Origin of the sequence: Acinetobacter sp. H1(2024) (assembly GCF_046557555.1) — a bacterium.
Classification (GTDB): domain Bacteria; phylum Pseudomonadota; class Gammaproteobacteria; order Pseudomonadales; family Moraxellaceae; genus Acinetobacter; species Acinetobacter seifertii.
On record NZ_JBKGFO010000002.1, the window covers coordinates 123,281 to 140,796 of the forward strand.

A 17,516-nucleotide genomic window follows, 5' to 3' on the forward strand; every position below is an offset into this window, starting at 1 on the left:
GCCTCTCCCAAATTGCCAATTGCTACAGGTTTTTTATTTCGAATTAAAATTTTAAATAATTAATTCGTTTTAGATTTACCTAATGCTTTATCTAGAACGTCCTTGTCCAGAGCTTTGTCCCAACGAGCAACAACAATTGTTGCGCATGCATTACCAATTAAGTTAGTTAATGCGCGACACTCAGACATAAAACGGTCAATACCTAAAATGAGCGCCATACCTGCCACAGGTACAGATGGGACAACTGATAAAGTAGCAGCGAGTGTAATAAAGCCTGCACCAGTTACCCCTGCTGCACCTTTTGAACTCACCATTGCCACTAAAAGTAATGCAAGTTGTTCGCTAATAGATAAGTCTACATTACATGCTTGTGCAATAAATAAAGCAGCCATAGTCATATAAATGTTAGTACCATCAAGGTTAAATGAATAACCTGTAGGAATAACTAAGCCCACTACAGATTTTTCACAGCCTGCTTTTTGCATTTTATCCATTAAAGATGGTAAAGCTGCTTCAGATGAACTTGTACCTAAAACCAACCAGAGTTCATCTTTGATATAGCGAATCAAAGCAATAATTGAAAAGCCATTGTAACGCGCTACAGCACCTAAAATGATTAGTACGAACAGTACAGCCGTGATATAGAAAGTCATAATCAATAGTAATAAATTACCGATTGATTCGATTCCATAAGCACCAATAGTAAATGCCATAGCTCCAAAAGCACCAATTGGCGCAAGTTTCATTAACATGCCAACCAAGTAGAAAACTGGTGCCGTTAAGTTATTTAGGAAATCAGTGATTGGACGTGCACGATCGCCTAAAGCAGCTAAAGAAATACCAAATAGTACTGCCACAAATAGAACCTGCAAAATTTCACCACCAGCAAGCGGACTTACCAGTGTTTGCGGGATAATATTCATGAAGAAGTCAGTAATATTAGTGGCATGAGCCTTCTCAACGTAAGTATTTACCTTATCGCTGACTAAGGTTGCTGGATCAATGTTTAGACCTTTACCTGGTTGAATAATGTTTGCCACAATCATACCAACCACAAGTGCAAGACTTGAGAAAGTAATGAAATATAGCATTGCTTTACCAGTCACGCGTCCAACCCGACTCATGTTCGTCATGCTGGCAATACCGGTAACCACAGTCAAAAAGATTACGGGAGCAATAATCATTTTAACGATTTTGATGAATGCATCACCAAGCGGTTTTAAGCTCTGTCCAAGTTCGGGGTAAAAATGACCAATTAAAACGCCTAAAATAATTGCAAATATGACCTGTACATACAAAATTTGGTGAAATTTCTGTTTTTTCTGTACCGTTTCTTGGTCAAGGGTATTGAAATCCATTATCTAAATACCTGTTCGATGGGGATAAAAAAATAAAATATAAAGCGGGCACCACAAGCTGCTTTAAAGGAAGTGAAGCCATTGTAAAGAATAAAAAACACCCTGTGTCATAAATTTAAAAAATGTTAAAACCAAAAATCATGTAATTTATTGTATATAAAGTTCATATTTTACTGCACTATTTAACAATTAAATTTGATAAAAATTATTGTTAAATCTCATAAGAACATGTTTATTATTAAATTTATTCTGTTAGTAATTTAGCTAAAGACTTTTAAATCTAATTTTGGAACTAACTAAATACACATTTCAATAATAAATGATTAAAGCAACTTCATGTTTATTTTAAATTATGAGAATTTAATTTTTAAATAATAAGAAAAATTGATATATAATTATTTAATAAAAACAAAAACCTATATATTCCGCTATTTAAATTAGCCATTTTCATCTAAAAAAAACGAAGAGGCTTATATGCTTAAACGAATAGGCGTTTTAAAAGACTATGTACGTAATCCAAATTTAGTTCCTGATTGGTAAATAGAATCCGAAATAGCATAGGTGCGATTACAGTCTCGATTATTTCTTGGTTCGGTATAGTGAACTCATTACGTAATTTTGCTCGATTTTGAATAATGTCGAGTTGTTGAATAATTAAGGTTTCACATTTACGGGCATTGTTAGAATCCGAATTTGACGTATAGAGTACGTCTCGTAATAAATCTTGCCCAACTTCAGAAGCATATTCTTCAAAATATTGTTCAACCCATGCTGTGATATCTCGTTCAAATGAACCTAAATCTTTGGGTTCCATATCTGGTTTGAGTTCATTTAAAGCTACATCTGAAAATAGCTGATTGATATCGCCCCATCGACGGTAAATGGTTGAAGGCGTTACCCCTGCTTGTGCTGCAATCATTGGAATTGTAATTTGGCTTTGCTCGAAATCTTTTTGTAATTCTTTTACAGCATTATGTACCGCAGTTTGTATTCTCTCGCTGCGACCACCAGGGCGTAATCCACTAACAACTTTTGCCATTTATAAACTCTGTAAAGGGATCAAAAAATTTATAAATATTTATATCTATATACAAAATACACTAAAGCTAAGGATTTGCTTTAGTGTCAAAATAATGTATAAAAGCTAAATATTCGCTTTTATGTTATTCATGTTCTATGAACAATTCAAGTTCAAAACGGTCGAGAGCTGTTTTTCAATTAGATGCTACAAGCGCTTTGACACTCAACACAATTACGCTTATGACATTTATGGCTGCATCTAGTGCACCAACGCCGCTCTACCGCCTATATCAACAGATATGGCAATTTTCACCAGTTACATTAACTTTAATTTTTGCAACTTATGCTTTTACGCTGCTGGGATCATTACTGATTATTGGTTCTCTGTCTGACTATATTGGGCGTCGACCAGTCATTATTGCAGCCATTTCTCTACAAATTATTTCAATGAGCTTCTTTTTATTTGCTTCAGATGTTTCGATGCTATTTATCGCACGAGGCTTACAAGGAATCGCAACAGGGCTTGCTGTTTCAGCTATAGGAGCAGCCATTTTAGATTTTAGTAAGCTTCATGGCTCACTGATTAATAGTATTGCACCAATGATAGGTATGGCTGTTGGGATTTTTTTGACTTGTTCTATTTTGCAGCTCTCCGCTCACCCGTTACAGCTTGTTTTTGAATTCTTATGTTTTCTTCTTATTTGTGAACTCATTTTAAGTTTTCTTACCCCAGAGACTGCACAAAAAAGAGCTGGTGCGCTTGCTTCTTTAAAACCAACGATGGCTATTCCTCCGCAAACCAAAAGTGCTTTATTAAGTATTAGCCCAATTAATATTGCACTTTGGATGGTCAGTGGTTTCTTCTTGTCACTCATGCCATCTTTACTAGCAAAAATTTTCCATACTTCATCGGCATGGCTAAACGGTATTATGTTTATGGCGCTCGCCCTTTCTGGTGCGGCAGGTATATTAACGCTTAGAAAGTCGACAAATTTTCGTATTTTATTAACCGGTACTCTCTCGATTGCTATTGGTGCCATTGTCTTATTCATCGCCATTAACCTAACCAATGCTGTAGTTTTATTTTTAGGTTCTATTATTACTGGCGTTGGTTTTGGTACGGCTTTTATGGGAGCCATTCGTAGTGTAATGCCGCTGGCTCTTCCAGAAGAACGTGCTGGACTTATGGCAGCATTTTTCGTTGAAAGTTATTTGGCTTTTAGTATTCCTGCAATTTTAGCTGGGTATTTTGTAGGAAAAATTGGGCTGATGAGTACGGCAAATAGCTACATCTGTTTTATTGTCTTACTATCACTTGTTGCCCTTTTCATGATTTTTAAAAATTTTAAAAATAAATAACTATATAAAAAAGCCTCGAACTGAGGCTTTTTTTTTTAATATTTACTGGTCACGCCAGCGTTTTAAAAAGCGTTTTACATACTTTTTAAATGGCCAAGTAAACTGTTTTATAAAACTATTTGGAATTTTATACCCTACCGTACCATACACGCTCGCCAAGTGATTTGGCATATATACGGTTTTAAAAATAACATCATAAAGTGGAATAAAAGCAGCGTAATTTTTATCAATCGCAGGTTTTTCAGAGGAATGATGCCAATGGTGGAATTCTGGTGTTGCGATAAACCAACGTAAATATGGAAATCGAAAACGTACATTAGAATGAATAAAAATAGCGTGAAATGAAATAAAAATTAAATAGGCAAAAACAGCAGAAGTATGAAACCCTAAAAGAAAAATCGGTAAAGTGGCAATAAAGCGAGTCATTAAAACTTCGACAACGTGTAAACGGGAAGATGCTAACCAATCCATATATTCAGTCGAATGATGAATCGCATGAAAACGCCATAAAAAGTTCACTTCATGCATGGCTCGATGTAACCAATACACCGTAAAATCAACCACAATGAGCAATTCAATGAATTGCAGCCAAATCGGCTGAGCTTGAACATATGGCACAATTGGGTTATCAGGTAAATGCGTAATCCAATATTGAATTGGCATAACCGTTAAGAAGCTAAATAGTTGAATACCAATATGGCTGACCATGAAATATTTCATATCGGTCACCCAGCCCACTCTTAAGATCTTTTGTTCAGGGTTTTTAGCAAAAAAGCCTTCAAGGGGTATAAAAATAAAAGCCAAGATGACTAGGGTAAGTACAAAATAATCAATGCCTGCATAAAATGGTACGCTTGGAATGACTGGAGCATGAATAACACCACAGCCTAATACTGCTGCTATGAGTGCAAAACATAAACCATAAAAGCCATATCGATTTTGTCGTATGATTGCACTAAATGCTCCAAAACCAGCGCTAATAATAATGCCTGTGATTAGTCCATAATAAAAAAGGCTATAGTGCTTTGCATAAAGCGGACGTAACTCTGGGGTTGTCAGCACACTGGGAAATAAAAAACATAAAGCACCGAAAAGGCAAAGTAGGCTTAATGCCATGGAAATAAAAGCACTAATTTTTCCTAAACCTGCATTAAGCTCTAAATTTTCAAATCTTGCTCTTAATTGATCGGTCATAATTCATATCAACAATTCTTTTTATCTATACGGCGCATGCTAACAAAATTTAATTATTAATTGTAAAAAGAACCCCATTTAACTCAAACTAAAAGATAGATGGATAAATAAAACTAACTAATCAATCTAAAATAAGGATAAATTAGTTAGTTATTTTAAAATATCAAAATAAAATCAAAATAATGAAGACATCAACCGAGTAAAAGCTATTTATTTTTATATGGGGTCTCATAAGTTGTCTCTGCAACTGGTGAAACACGCCAAATTGTATTGCCTACATCATCTGCAACTAATACGGCACCTGAAAAATCAATTGCTACCCCCACAGGGCGTCCATAGGCTTTGCCTTTATCGCTGAGGAATCCAGTCAAAATATCTTGCGGTGGACCAGAAGGCTGACCACTTCTAAATGGTACAAAAATGACTTTATACCCACTGTGTGGCTTGCGGTTCCATGAACCATGCTGACCGATGATCGCCCCCCCTCTAAATTGTGGCATCAATTCGGCTGCATAAAATGCGAGACCTAAAGAAGCAGTATGGTTACCTAATGCATAGTCAGGTTTAATTGCCCGAGCCACCATTTCAGGATTTTGTGGTTTTACACGTATATCTACATGTTGACCATAGTAGCTATAAGGCCAACCATAAAAAGCGCCATCTTGAACCGATGTCATATAATCGGGTACTAGGTCGCTACCAATTTCATCACGCTCATTAACAACCGTCCAGAGTTTACCGCTTTGAGGTTGCCACGCCATACCATTGGGATTACGCAGTCCAGTTGCAAATGGACGTGACTGCCCGCTTGCGATGTCAAACTCCATAATTTGTGCACGGCCTTTTTCTTGATCTAGACCATTTTCAGCAACATTACTGTTAGAACCGACGGTAATGTAGAGCTTTGTCCCTTCACGATTGGCAATGACATTTTTGGTCCAATGGTGGTTTAAAGGGCCACCAGGTAAGTCCAATACTTTAGTGCCACTTACAGTAATTTTTGTTTCACCTTCTTGATAAGGAAAACGCACAAGTGCATCCGTATTGGCGATATATAAGTTATTCCCTACCAGTGCCATACCAAATGGTGAGTTTAAATTTTGAAGAAATACCGTTTTCTGATCAGCAACTCCGTCTCCATTAGTGTCACGGAGTAAAGTAATACGGTTAGCACTCGGATGAGATGAGCCTGCCCGTCTCATCACAAAAGTCATAATTTTACCTTTAATGCCTTTGCTGTCTTCCGGTTTAGGCGGAGCATCTGTTTCAGCGACCAGTACATCACCATTCGGTAATACATAGAGCCAACGTGGATGTTCAAGTCCTTTAGCAAATGCTTTTACCTTTAAGCCTTCTGCCGGAGTTGGTGCAACACCACTAGGCCAGCCCTTCGCTGGTGCTATATTTACGGTTGGAATTAAGCTTGTTTTTGGTTCAGGTAACTTTGGTTCTGGACCGTAACTCTCGGTAATTGGATATTGAGAGGATGAAGCACATCCTGCAAGTACACATACAACAGTAGTACCTAAAGTCGGCAGTAAAAAACGTGTAAGCATCTTTTATCTCCATTTCTTATTTTTTCGTAATATGCACAGGGTAATGCTTTAGAAGAGAGACTTATAGTTTATTTATTTAACTGTGCTGAGCAGTACAGTCTATATTTTAAAAATTTTAATACATAACCGAGTGTTTTCTAGGCACTTAAATCCCCTTCATCATAACTACAAATTAAAACTTAGCATTAGGATTTTTACGTAAAGTATTTAAAAAGCCCTCTTTATCTTTTGGAGAAATCATCACCTTCGCTATTCTTCCATTTTTCATATAACTAATTTTGAGCCGATCTAATGATAGTGCTGGAGAAGAAAGTGGATTATGGGTAGGTTCTATTTGAGTAATATCATTGATATTAATTTTCCATCGAAATACCAAGCTCTTAATGATTAATGTGTTGTTTTCTACTACGTAATACGTGTTAAAGACCGGAAGCCAAATAACCAAAATGACTAAACTATAAATCATGAGATGCGAAAAATTGGTGCCTATAGAAGAATGATGAACTTCTTGATAAATTTTAAAAATAATATTGGCAGTGATCACAACAAATATTAATAAAAGCCACCAATCAATTTTTGATCTAAATTTCAAAAGTTATCCTCTACATCTAAATCTCATTTATAACGAGTCTTTCTATATTTTTATAAAATAATTGAACTAAAAATTAGCTTTAAATGTTAATGATACAAAATCTCGATCATCTACCGTGCTAAATTCATTAGAACCAAAAAAGTTATTATAGGCAATCTCTGTTGTATATTTTTGCTGATAAGTCATAGATAACGCCGCACTTACACTCATTTGCCCTTCTTGAAAGTTTTGGCTATATCCATAAACATCATGTCTAAAACTAAGACTTGGCGTAATCACTGTAGAGGGTAAAATATCTTGGTAATTTAATGCGCCACGTAATCGGTAGCCAAATGACCATTCATTAAAAAAACCGTTTTTATTACAAAAGCGTTCATTTAAGCTGTCTATTTCTGCATTGGTAAGATGAGCTGTACTATACGGCGTACATTTAAATTCGCCTGTTTCAGGATTATAAGCCCCTGTTGAAAGTTCACTACGGCCAAATGCGCCTGTCCGGCCAAACCTATGATTACCAATATCTGCAATATGGTTTAAGCCAAACTCTGTAGACCACGTCAGCGAATTTGCACCCCAAATATTGAATATGCTATCAGTTGCACCAACCGAAAATTGTGTTACAGGTAAGCGTACATATCCTTGAAGATATTGACCTAATTCAACAGTTTTTCCCGGCGGCGCAAATGGTGTTCCTTCCGATAGCACTTGAGCATAGACAATGTCTGTACCGTTTAGTTGTAAAGGTTGATTAGGTTTGTGGGTTAATTCACTAAAAATGGTTGTTGTTCCAACTTTCCCAGTCAGACTTAATCCAAACATTTTGATATTTTCAGGATAGATAGAAAAATAACTTGCGCTATTAAAATGTTCGGGTCCTGCTGCTGTTACAGCGGTTCCATCAAAGTTTGCATTACGGCTATGGTAGTTCGCATAGTAAATACCTAACTCAGCATTATTTAAACTTGGTAATGTCTGTTTTAAAGCAATACCATATTGGCCGTTATCCTTTGCTTTTCTACTTTCTGCACGTGGAATATAGGTACGTAAACGAATTGCGGTATCTGATAATTTATCTCCACCTCCAGCAATCAGAACTGGACCTGCATTTTCGGGCACAAAGTCTGAAATCTCAAAGAAAGTTCCGTTACCATCAACAACTGAAGGTCTAAATTTAAATTGATAGAACCCTTCTATTTTCAAATTTTTATTAATGCTTGTGTCGAACGAAAACATTTCGGTTGGAATGATTCTTTCTTTTGCGTCACCACCCGGTCGATTAATTGCAGCAAAATCAAATGCACTCACCGAATTTAAACCGTTTTGAAAAAACTGAGATTTCCCCCAATTTAAAGTCTGTTTGCCTAATTTTAAATTGATGCTTTTTCCATCGCCCAATTCAAAATCTTTCCATATATAGGCATTCCATAAATCGATACCTTTGAACTTTGCGAGCCTTGGCCATGCTGAATCATTAAAGGGTTTAAAGTCTCCTTGTCCTGTCTCATAGGCATGGTCATACCAGTATTTAGTGCTAATGACCGCACCCTGCTGTTTTCCATTTAGCTTAACTTCAGTTATACCTCTGATGATCTGTGAAATGGCATCATATTTACTAAAATTCATTCGCCCATCATCACCATTCACATCAATGCTAGCACCTTGTTTGCCTATTTTGTTTGCGTCAGGCCGATAAAGTAATGAAACGGATGGATCTTGCGTACTCCAACTGGCTCCTAAGCTTAATGTCGTTTTTGTATCGAACTTCCAGTCTTTATCAATATCAAAACTAGCTGCATTTGCTTTAGACATAAATAAAATCAGACTTAATGAAACACCTATTCTTTGAATATATAAAACGTAATTATTTCTTTGATTTAAATAGACGTAATGACCCATCATATTATCTCCCTATAAATATGATTTTTTTTATTTATTGCTTATTACTCAAAGCCATCCATTGGCTTTTAAATGGTTTACATAAGCAGATATTTTTTGTACTAGGCAGGTTGTTCGACCTGATCTAATTGTTGAATGAATTGTTCAGCTAAAGGCCAATAGCCAAAGCCAGATGCAGGGTTTAAATGTCCCACTTCACCTAAATTTACGAGTTGACTACCCCACTTTTCTGCCATTTCACTTACAGCTTCATACCGAGCTAAATGGTCATTGGTGCTTGCAACCAAAATGCTGGGGAAAGGTAGTGTTTGATTAGGTAAAGGACTCCATCCTTCTTGATGAAGTACGGTTGGGCTTGGATAATTTTCTGGCCAGCTTTCGTTTAAGTCAGGTGGAGCCACAAGCAAAGCACCTTGAATTGCTCTTTGATATTTTGCAGCCCAGTGTGTTGTCATCAATACGCCTGCGCTGTGTGCAACTAAAATGACAGGCCCTTGTATTTGTTCGAGTTGTGCCTGAATAGCAGCAACTCTATTTTCACAATTGAGTTTATTAGTTTCTACAGGTGGTACAGAGCGAACCTTTGCTAGCTTTGTTTCTAAGATCGTTTGCCAATGCTCGGGAACATGATCGCGTAACCCTGGAATAATTAAAATTGTTGCTTTAGTTTGTATTTTTTCCATTTCGACGCCTGTGAATTTTGCCATCTAGGAGGCTTAAGAATTTTTATAAAACTCCATTCACAATAAAGGCTCATTTCAGTTAATGGTGTACATAAGACGTCACGGACTTTTCATTTGACGACACATCTTTTTAAAATTTCGTAAATTAATTAAATTAGTTTTTGTAATTACAAATGAATTAAAAGAATAACTTTAAAATTGAATCGACATCATGATTAGGCGCTTAAATAAAAGCTTTTGTAATGCAGATATTTTAGTTATAACTAGGTATGAGCTGTAAGGAATATGGCTGATTAAGAACAGGAGATAATAAAATGGTGCCTCTTGCGCATACCGCCTCTTTAAAAAATTATTTGGCAGTTGCTCAGCAATTAGATCTGAATCCCTACCATTTATTATCACGTGTTGGGCTTAGCCAAACTCAATTGAATGATCTTAAACAACGTATTCCTGTAGATAAAGCCATTACCTTGCTTGAAGACTCAGCCCAAATGAGTAATTGCGATGTATTCGGTTTACATATGGCTGAGCAACGCGAAATCGCGGATTTTGGTGAACTGAGCTTATTATTAAGCTACCAATATACTTTGAGAGAAGCGCTACAAACGATTGTTCGTTATAGGAATTTACTCAATAACTCACTTGAAATATATATAGAAGAAATTGACGATACAGTTGTTATTCGAGAAGAAGTTATAACCACAACTTGCGGGTATAGCCGCCAAGCAACGGAACTTGCTTTAGGAATCACCCATCGTTTTTGTGCAGCACTCATGATGCAAAAATGGCGGCCGTTAAGTGTACATTTCACTCATAACCCGCCTAGCGATTTAACTTTGCATCGGCGCATTTTTGGCTGTGCGCTCGAGTTTGGTAGTGACTTTAATGGCATTGTTTGTACGGCGGCCGAACTTGATACAACAAACCCTCAAGCAAATCTGGCTATGGCCAACCATGCACAGCGTTATTTAGATATTTTGCAAAATAGTAATGAATCGACCATGATTTTTGATATTCGTAAAAGTATTTATCTTCTTTTGCCAATGGGTCGCGCTACGATTGATCAAGTCGCTCAAACACATGGTATTCATGTACGGACCTTACAGCGTCGATTAGAAGAAGCTCAAACGAGTTTTAGTGATTTAATGAATGAAGTACGCAAAGACCTCGTATTTCGTTATTTAAAAAATCTAAATTACTCACTTGCTCAAGTGTCTGATATTTTAGGTTACTCAATGCCGAGTTCTTTTACGCGCTGGTTCATTAGCCAATTTGGTATGTCACCGAATATGTGGCGTAGTCGCAATAAAGCCCTGCTCAATTAATTGCTCTTTATGTGAAGCCCAATCAAGTCATTTAAAATATAAGGAAGCTGGAAAACCACTCCAGAACTTCCTTAAAAGTCTAATTTTTTAAAATTAAAACCACAAGCGCATAAGCCCAAGAACCAATACCACTAAAAATATGCTTTCGCCGATCATTAAAAGAATCGGTTTAATGCCGACCGATGCTAATTCTTTTAACTGAGTTTTCATTCCTAAAGCACTTATTGCGATGACTAAAAACCAGCGTGATAAGTCATTAATTCCATTTTGAACCATCGTTGGCACCCATCCTGTACTGTTAATACAAGCGAGTAGTAGAAAGCCAACAGCAAACCAAGGCAGTAATGGTGGTCGCTCTCCTGTTGAATCTGCACCTTGCATGCGGGTAATCATAGCCGCACAAACGATTACTGGAAGCAGCATCGCCACACGCATCAGTTTAACTACAGTCGCCGTATCACCTGTTTGAGTAGACATGCTATAACCAGCGCCGACCACTTGCGCCACATCGTGAATCGTAGCACCAAGAAACACACCAGCAGCTTGTGGCGATAACTCCAACCACTTTGCAATCATTGGATAAACAATCATGGCAAAGGTTGAAAGTGCCGACACGCCAATCACGGTAAACAAAGTCGCTTTTTCTTTTTGCGGATGATTTGGAAAAGCAGCCGATAGTGCCAATGCGGCTGAAGCACCGCAGATTGCCGTTGATCCACCAGTGAGCATGCCAAATAGTTTTTGGAAGCCTAAGATTTTAGCGGCAATAACAGAAACGGCGATTGTGACAATAACCAGAGTGACAACTAACGCAACAGGTTGCCAACCTAGTGCGGTAATTTGCCCCAAAGTTATACGCATGCCGAGTAACGCGATGCCCATTCTGAGCACACTACGTGCGGTAAACTCGATACCTACCTTACATCTACTTTCAGCAGCTAAAAAATTCACGCTCATGCCGAGCAGTAGTGCAAATAGCATGACTGGCGCACCATAGTGCTCTGATAAAAAACAGGCAGCCGCAGCAACGACCGAACTGACCACAAAGCCTGGTGCTAATTCTCTTGTACGCTGGGAAAAATTTTTCAAAACTAAACTACTCATGATTTTCCCCACAACCTATCACAATAAATACCTTGTCCTCGATCACTTCTACGGGATAAGTTGCAACTCTGAGCTGAGAGGAATTAACCAAACAGCCACTTGTTAAATCAAAACGTAGACCATGGGCACAGCACTGAATCACTCGTCCTTCTAGACGTCCACTAAATAGCGATGCGCCCTGATGAGGACAGCTGTCATCGATTGCATAAAATTGAGTCGTAACGTTAAATAGTGCGAGAGTTTTATCTCCAATTTTAAAAAAAGCTCGCTCACCTGAATTGGGAATTTTTTCAAAAGGCACTTCAAATCGGTTGGTCATATCAACTCTCCTTGCCCCAAAAGTGCTTCATGCATCGCTTGATAAAGTGCATCTGCTGATTGCGCGCCCACCAAGGCTGAAGCCCGATCAAAAATAAAGTAAGGCACGCCGTTACCTCCTGTACTTGCAGAGATAAAATCTTGATGATCTTGAATAAGCAAATCTTTGATCAGATCACGCGGGAAACCACAGCGTTTGGCGATTTTGTATAAAGTGGTGGTATTTCCGATGTCTAACCCATCATAAAAATATGCAGCAAAGAGATGTTCTAACAACGCATTGCACTGCTCAGGAGTTCCTATCTTTAAAGCTTTATCAAATAAGCGATGAGCTTTGGCCGTATTTGGCATTCGTTTAATTTGCTCAAAATCGATCTTGAGCCCAACTTTATTTGCAGCTTTATTGACCTGTTCTTGTCTCATACGAACTGCTGTCAAGCTACCTAACCGTTTCAAATAAAACGTTTGAAACGGTACACCTTCAACAGCTAAATCAGGTATGAGCTGAACACCTCGCCAGTGCACGACAACTTTGACTTTAGGGTATAGCTGATAAAATCTATTTATAGCAATCAGTAACTGACGTTTTCCGATCAAACACCAAGGACAAATAAAGTCAAAAAATACATCAATGTGTAATTGCCGAATCATCATTTGTTATTCATCCCGCATTTTTGTATTTGGTTACCTGAATGATTTTTAAGCTCAGTTATTCCTTGCTGCTCAAAGCGTGCGATATCTTTGTGATAATGGCGTTTGGCATAAAAAAATACGGCTGCGGCTGCAATACTGACCAATGGCATCAGTTGAAATGCGCTATGTAAACCAATCACATCAGATACTTTGCCAACGACTAAAGGACCAAGCGCTAAACCAAGAAAATTGTTAGCTAAGGTGAGTGTTGCAAATGCAGAGCCATGAACTGAGTTATGTGTGAGATTGGCCACCATGGCACTAGATGGCCCATTGGTTCCTAGAGCAATAAACATTCCGAGGCAGATGATAAGTAACTGGTTACGTCCCGCAGGCACAGCAAAAGCAATGAATAAAAGAACACAACCGAGCAAGCAGTATGTAATCGCTAAACTGACTTTACGATCTGGACAGTTACGGCCCAAATAATCACACAACATGCCGCATAGAATTGTGCCTACTGCACTACATAGCAAAATGACCGCTGCCATCACACCTGCCTTGTCGGTACTCATGCCGTAATAGCGATTGAGATAACTCGGCATCCAGACAATCACTGTGCCACCAACAAATAATTGCAGACCACTACCAATGTAAGTCGCAATGACTGAACGACTTGAATATAAAGTTTTTAAAGGGCTTTTAATGTGCTGAGTTTTACTACGAATTTTATTTTGAGGTGCTGCGTTTATTCTGTTTTCTTTCACTAAAATTGGATATAGAAAAGCCAAAATAAGACCAAATAAAGCAATTCCTCCAAATGCCCAACGCCAACCGAAATGCTGTGCGAGTACACCACCTAAAGCCACACCCAAAAACGAGCCAAATACACCACCCGCCATAAAAGCACTGGCGAGTGTTGCACGCATTTCTCGTGGGAAAACAGCCACAACCACCGCGATTCCAACGCTGCCATAAGCAGCTTCACCCACACCAACCATAAAACGAGCAATAAACATTTGCTCATAATTTTCAGCCAGTGCACATCCTAAAGTCGTCAAACTCCATAACGTCGCCATAATGGCTAAGCTTTTCACTCGCCCAAAACGGTCTGCCATTAATGACAACGGCAGAGTCAATAAACCCACCATTAAGGCGACAATGCCACTGAGCAAACCTAACTGACTATCGCTGAGTAACCACTCATTTTTAAGTAAAGGAAAGACTGCGTTTAAGACTTGTCGTGACATGTAATCTGAAATGAGCAAACCAAATGTCAAAGCAAAAACAAGCCATGCATAACGACGAGGTATATTGATTGACGTATCAACATCGCTCATCTGATCTGAATACTGATGTGCATTCATACGACCTCCTTGTATTTTTTATAATTTCTATTTAGCTAGTGCAGCAACGCACTTTTAAAATTAAAGCGAATCAGCTGCACTACAATTGAGGTCTACATTCCGTTAGACCTTGTCACATTAGTTACGTTGCGGCACGCCCTTTTGTCCTGCTTTACGGTTGGGTGCCATACCATTTGCGATTAGGGTTTCTTCAATACTGTTGTATTGCACCCCAATACGATAAATTTCACGGGCTTCTTTTCCTGAGGCAATTTCACGGCCTAGTTCATGGGCAATCCGAACGGTTTGCTTAATTTGCTCTACAGATGAAAAACGGCGTCCGTGATGATCAATGATCGTGTCTTCGTTACCCACACGGGCATGTAAACCCATTGCCATCGACATGGTGTTAAAAGGCAATACATTTTTGAGTAGCGATTCTGATGTCAAAGTACATCCATCAGGTACGCGATGAATAAAATTAAAGAAATTAAATGGGTTTGGACCATCAAAACCGCCACCGATTCCAATCCAAGTTAAGTTTAAAGGCCCCATGTACAATCCTTTACGCACCATACGTTCTAGGGTTTCAAGTCCGTGCATACCGGTTAACTGAAAGTGCGGTTGAATATTGTTTTTACATAAGCGCTTGATGTGTTCAGTGACCCATGCAGGGCCAGCTGGCACAGTCATTTCTGCATATGCTGCCTGAGTCGCTGGATGTGCCAATGAAGTCCCTTCTAAATATTCAGGATAGAGCAATTCCATAATATTCATTTGGGTAGTGTTAATTGCCACCGTAACCTGATCGGGCTTTGGCGTAAGTTCAGCTAACATATGTCGGGTGTCGTCACTTAGCCATAATGCAGCCTCACCTTCACTTTCGGGTGCAAATGAAATCGAACCACCTACCTGAATAATCATGTCAGGCACAGCTTCACGAACACCTGCGATAAGTTCATTAAATTTTGACAAACGTTTAGAGCCTTTACCATCAAGCTCACGGACATGTAAATGCAGCACCGTCGCGCCCGCTTCATAACACTCAACAGCTTTTTGTATTTGCTCATCCATGGTCACTGGTATATCTTCGGGAAAGTCTTCTGGCATCCATTCGGGTCCATATGGCGCAACCGTGATTACCACTTTTTCCATATTTTCTGGGTGCAATGAGTCGTCAAAGAATTGCATGTGCATCTCCTTATGTATTTTTAGAATTTTCAATTAGATAAAATTATTAACCTATAGATTTAATAGGTTGCGTCACCAATGATGCCGGCCCGCTCCATTTTTCGGTGGCAAGGTGGATAATCCATGACTGCATAATGTTGTGTACTGCGGTTATCCCAGATTGCAATGCTGTTAGGCTTCCAACGCCAACGCACTTGAAACTCTGGAATATAAGCTTGAGAAATTAAGTAACGCAGTAGTTCAGCTGCGCCCGGATTGGCATCTTGTCCAAATCTGACTCGGTCTTTGGTGTGATAGTTACTAAAGTGAGTTGTGAACGCATTGACGTATAAAATTTTCTCGCCTGTTTCAGGATGAGTACGCACCACTGGGTGCTCAGCATCGGGAAACTTTGCTTTTAAATCCAAGCGTTTTTCAAGTGGCATGGCTGCACCAAAACTCGCTTCTATGCTGTGATAAGCGCGTAAGTCTGCAATCTTCTCTTTAATATCGTCAGGTAAAGACTGATAGGCCATGACCATATTGGTCCACATAGTGTCACCACCTACAGGTGGGCATTCAACACAGTGCAGCACACATCCCATCGGTGGAACCTTGCGCCAGCTTGCATCGCTGTGCCAAGCATTTTCATAACGATCGACGGGACTTTCGGGATGCTTGTAAATCTGCACCAAACCCGGATGATCAGGATGGCTGCCTACCGCAGGATGATCTTCGAGCTGTCCAAATTTTTCTGCAAATGCGACATGATCCTGACGAGTTAAGTGCTGATCTCGCAAGAACAACACACGGTGTTTAAGTAGTTGTGTGCGAATTTCAGCAAATAATCCATCATCATAAATCGCATCAGCAAGTTTGACGCCACTGAGCTCTGCACCAATATTGCAAGTTAACTGTTCAATTTGCATAAGAAATCCTTTCAAATTACAAAGATTGATGAACCTATTGTTTTACGTGCTTCCAAATCACGATGAGCTTGCACGGCATCCTTTAGCTCATAGCGCTGATTAATTTCAATTTTGATTCGTCCATGTCGAACATGATCAAATAATTCATTTGCCAGTTCTTTCTTCTCAACAGGATCTGCAATGTAATCTGCCAAAGCTGGACGTGTGACAAACAATGATCCTTTCACGGCAAGTAATACCGGATCAAAAGCAGGGATTGGACCCGATGCAGTTCCTACGCAGACCAGCAAACCACGGCGTTTGAGAGAGTCTAATGAACTCATAAAAGTCGCTTGACCGACACTATCGAACACGACATTTACACCCACTCCACCTGTTAACTCACGTACGCGTTCGGCAACATTTTCATGGCTGTAGTTAATGACATGATCACAACCGTGAGCTCGCGCTACGGCAGCTTTTTCTTCTGAAGATGTGGTACCGATAACAGTCAAGCCAAGTAATTTAGCCCACTGAGAAACAATCAGCCCAACACCACCTGCGGCTGCATGTAATAAAATTGAGTCGCCTGCTTTAAAGTCATAAATGCGGCGCATCAGATAAGCAGCGGTCAGTCCTCTCATGGTCATGGCTGCTGCTGTTTCACAAGAAATTTCTTCGGGTAATTTAATTAAAGCATTTGCTGGAATTAGACGGTGGGTACTATATGCACCTAAGGTATTTAAAAAACCTGTATAAGTAACTCGATCACCTACTTTAAGCTGAGTCACTCCTTCACCTAAAGCTTCAACAACACCTGAAGCTTCGACGCCCATGCCATTAGGCATTGGAATTTGATAGGTTCCATTACGAAAATATGTATCGGCATAATTTAAACCGACTGCCACATGACGTAGGCGTACTTCCCCTGCTTTGGGATCTCCTACTTCTACATCCTCATAGCGCATTACTTCTGGCGTTCCTGTTCCATAGAAACGTATAGCTTTCGTCAACGTCATGTCCTATTCCATATTTTGGTTTTTTATTGAGTGCC

General features: G+C 39.0%; 16 protein-coding genes. 2 read left to right on the forward strand and 14 right to left on the reverse strand.

Annotated features, from left to right (window positions below; all coding sequences use genetic code 11):
- Window positions 1–59: 59 nt before the first annotated feature.
- Together ACLCEG_RS06195 and ACLCEG_RS06200 are read right to left on the reverse strand one after the other, a co-directional pair.
- The gene (locus tag ACLCEG_RS06195; protein WP_019458359.1) at window positions 60–1,358 is read right to left on the reverse strand and encodes a dicarboxylate/amino acid:cation symporter; all 1,299 of its coding nucleotides are present in this window, start codon (window positions 1,356–1,358) and stop codon (window positions 60–62) included.
- Between the two features lie 478 nt (window positions 1,359–1,836).
- Entirely contained in the window at window positions 1,837–2,397 is a 561-nt protein-coding gene (locus ACLCEG_RS06200; protein WP_410566666.1) for a TetR/AcrR family transcriptional regulator, read from the reverse strand.
- A gap of 137 nt (window positions 2,398–2,534) precedes the next feature.
- Between ACLCEG_RS06200 and ACLCEG_RS06205 the strand changes: the two genes are divergently transcribed.
- Entirely contained in the window at window positions 2,535–3,737 is a 1,203-nt protein-coding gene (locus tag ACLCEG_RS06205) for an MFS transporter (RefSeq protein WP_410566668.1), read from the forward strand.
- A gap of 42 nt (window positions 3,738–3,779) precedes the next feature.
- Here the strand turns inward: ACLCEG_RS06205 and ACLCEG_RS06210 are convergent, their stop codons facing one another.
- The 5 genes from ACLCEG_RS06210 to ACLCEG_RS06230 form a co-directional block, all read right to left on the reverse strand.
- Window positions 3,780–4,931, reverse strand: coding sequence for a sterol desaturase family protein (locus ACLCEG_RS06210; RefSeq protein ID WP_022575474.1), 1,152 nt, complete (start codon window positions 4,929–4,931; stop codon window positions 3,780–3,782).
- A gap of 206 nt (window positions 4,932–5,137) precedes the next feature.
- On the reverse strand, window positions 5,138–6,487 hold the full coding sequence (locus ACLCEG_RS06215) for a PQQ-dependent sugar dehydrogenase (protein ID WP_304591138.1): 1,350 nt from the start codon (window positions 6,485–6,487) through the stop codon (window positions 5,138–5,140).
- Window positions 6,488–6,659: 172 nt separating this feature from the next.
- Window positions 6,660–7,079 (reverse strand): PH domain-containing protein, encoded by a 420-nt coding sequence (locus ACLCEG_RS06220; RefSeq protein ID WP_022575472.1) that lies wholly within the window; start codon window positions 7,077–7,079, stop codon window positions 6,660–6,662.
- A 66-nt stretch (window positions 7,080–7,145) separates the two neighbouring features.
- Window positions 7,146–8,975, reverse strand: a complete 1,830-nt coding sequence (locus tag ACLCEG_RS06225) for a DUF1302 domain-containing protein (protein WP_410567277.1) — start codon at window positions 8,973–8,975, stop codon at window positions 7,146–7,148.
- 101 nt (window positions 8,976–9,076) lie between these two features.
- Complete coding sequence (locus ACLCEG_RS06230) at window positions 9,077–9,682, reverse strand: RBBP9/YdeN family alpha/beta hydrolase (protein WP_410566671.1); 606 nt, start codon at window positions 9,680–9,682, stop codon at window positions 9,077–9,079.
- Window positions 9,683–9,972: 290 nt separating this feature from the next.
- On the opposite strand from ACLCEG_RS06230, the gene ACLCEG_RS06235 reads away from it, so the two are divergent.
- Window positions 9,973–10,983, forward strand: coding sequence for an AraC family transcriptional regulator (locus ACLCEG_RS06235; RefSeq protein ID WP_240061504.1), 1,011 nt, complete (start codon window positions 9,973–9,975; stop codon window positions 10,981–10,983).
- Window positions 10,984–11,076: 93 nt separating this feature from the next.
- Here ACLCEG_RS06235 and ACLCEG_RS06240 read toward each other — a convergent pair whose 3' ends face one another.
- From ACLCEG_RS06240 to ACLCEG_RS06270, 7 genes are all read right to left on the reverse strand, one after another.
- Window positions 11,077–12,087 (reverse strand): YeiH family protein, encoded by a 1,011-nt coding sequence (locus ACLCEG_RS06240; protein ID WP_240061503.1) that lies wholly within the window; start codon window positions 12,085–12,087, stop codon window positions 11,077–11,079.
- The gene (locus tag ACLCEG_RS06245; protein ID WP_410567279.1) at window positions 12,080–12,388 is read right to left on the reverse strand and encodes a Rieske (2Fe-2S) protein; all 309 of its coding nucleotides are present in this window, start codon (window positions 12,386–12,388) and stop codon (window positions 12,080–12,082) included. The genes ACLCEG_RS06240 and ACLCEG_RS06245 overlap by 8 nt, the downstream gene beginning before the upstream one ends.
- A gap of 14 nt (window positions 12,389–12,402) precedes the next feature.
- Entirely contained in the window at window positions 12,403–13,059 is a 657-nt protein-coding gene (locus ACLCEG_RS06250; RefSeq protein WP_410566674.1) for a DsbA family oxidoreductase, read from the reverse strand.
- Window positions 13,056–14,405, reverse strand: a complete 1,350-nt coding sequence (locus ACLCEG_RS06255; RefSeq protein WP_410566678.1) for an MFS transporter — start codon at window positions 14,403–14,405, stop codon at window positions 13,056–13,058. Before ACLCEG_RS06255 ends, ACLCEG_RS06250 begins: the two co-directional genes overlap by 4 nt.
- Before the next feature lie 117 nt (window positions 14,406–14,522).
- Entirely contained in the window at window positions 14,523–15,575 is a 1,053-nt protein-coding gene (locus tag ACLCEG_RS06260; RefSeq protein WP_004791385.1) for a 3-keto-5-aminohexanoate cleavage protein, read from the reverse strand.
- 59 nt (window positions 15,576–15,634) lie between these two features.
- The gene (locus ACLCEG_RS06265; protein WP_410566680.1) at window positions 15,635–16,483 is read right to left on the reverse strand and encodes a TauD/TfdA dioxygenase family protein; all 849 of its coding nucleotides are present in this window, start codon (window positions 16,481–16,483) and stop codon (window positions 15,635–15,637) included.
- Window positions 16,484–16,494: 11 nt separating this feature from the next.
- Window positions 16,495–17,481: a quinone oxidoreductase family protein gene (locus ACLCEG_RS06270; protein WP_231764915.1), complete on the reverse strand. Its 987-nt coding sequence runs from the start codon at window positions 17,479–17,481 to the stop codon at window positions 16,495–16,497.
- Window positions 17,482–17,516: the final 35 nt, after the last annotated feature.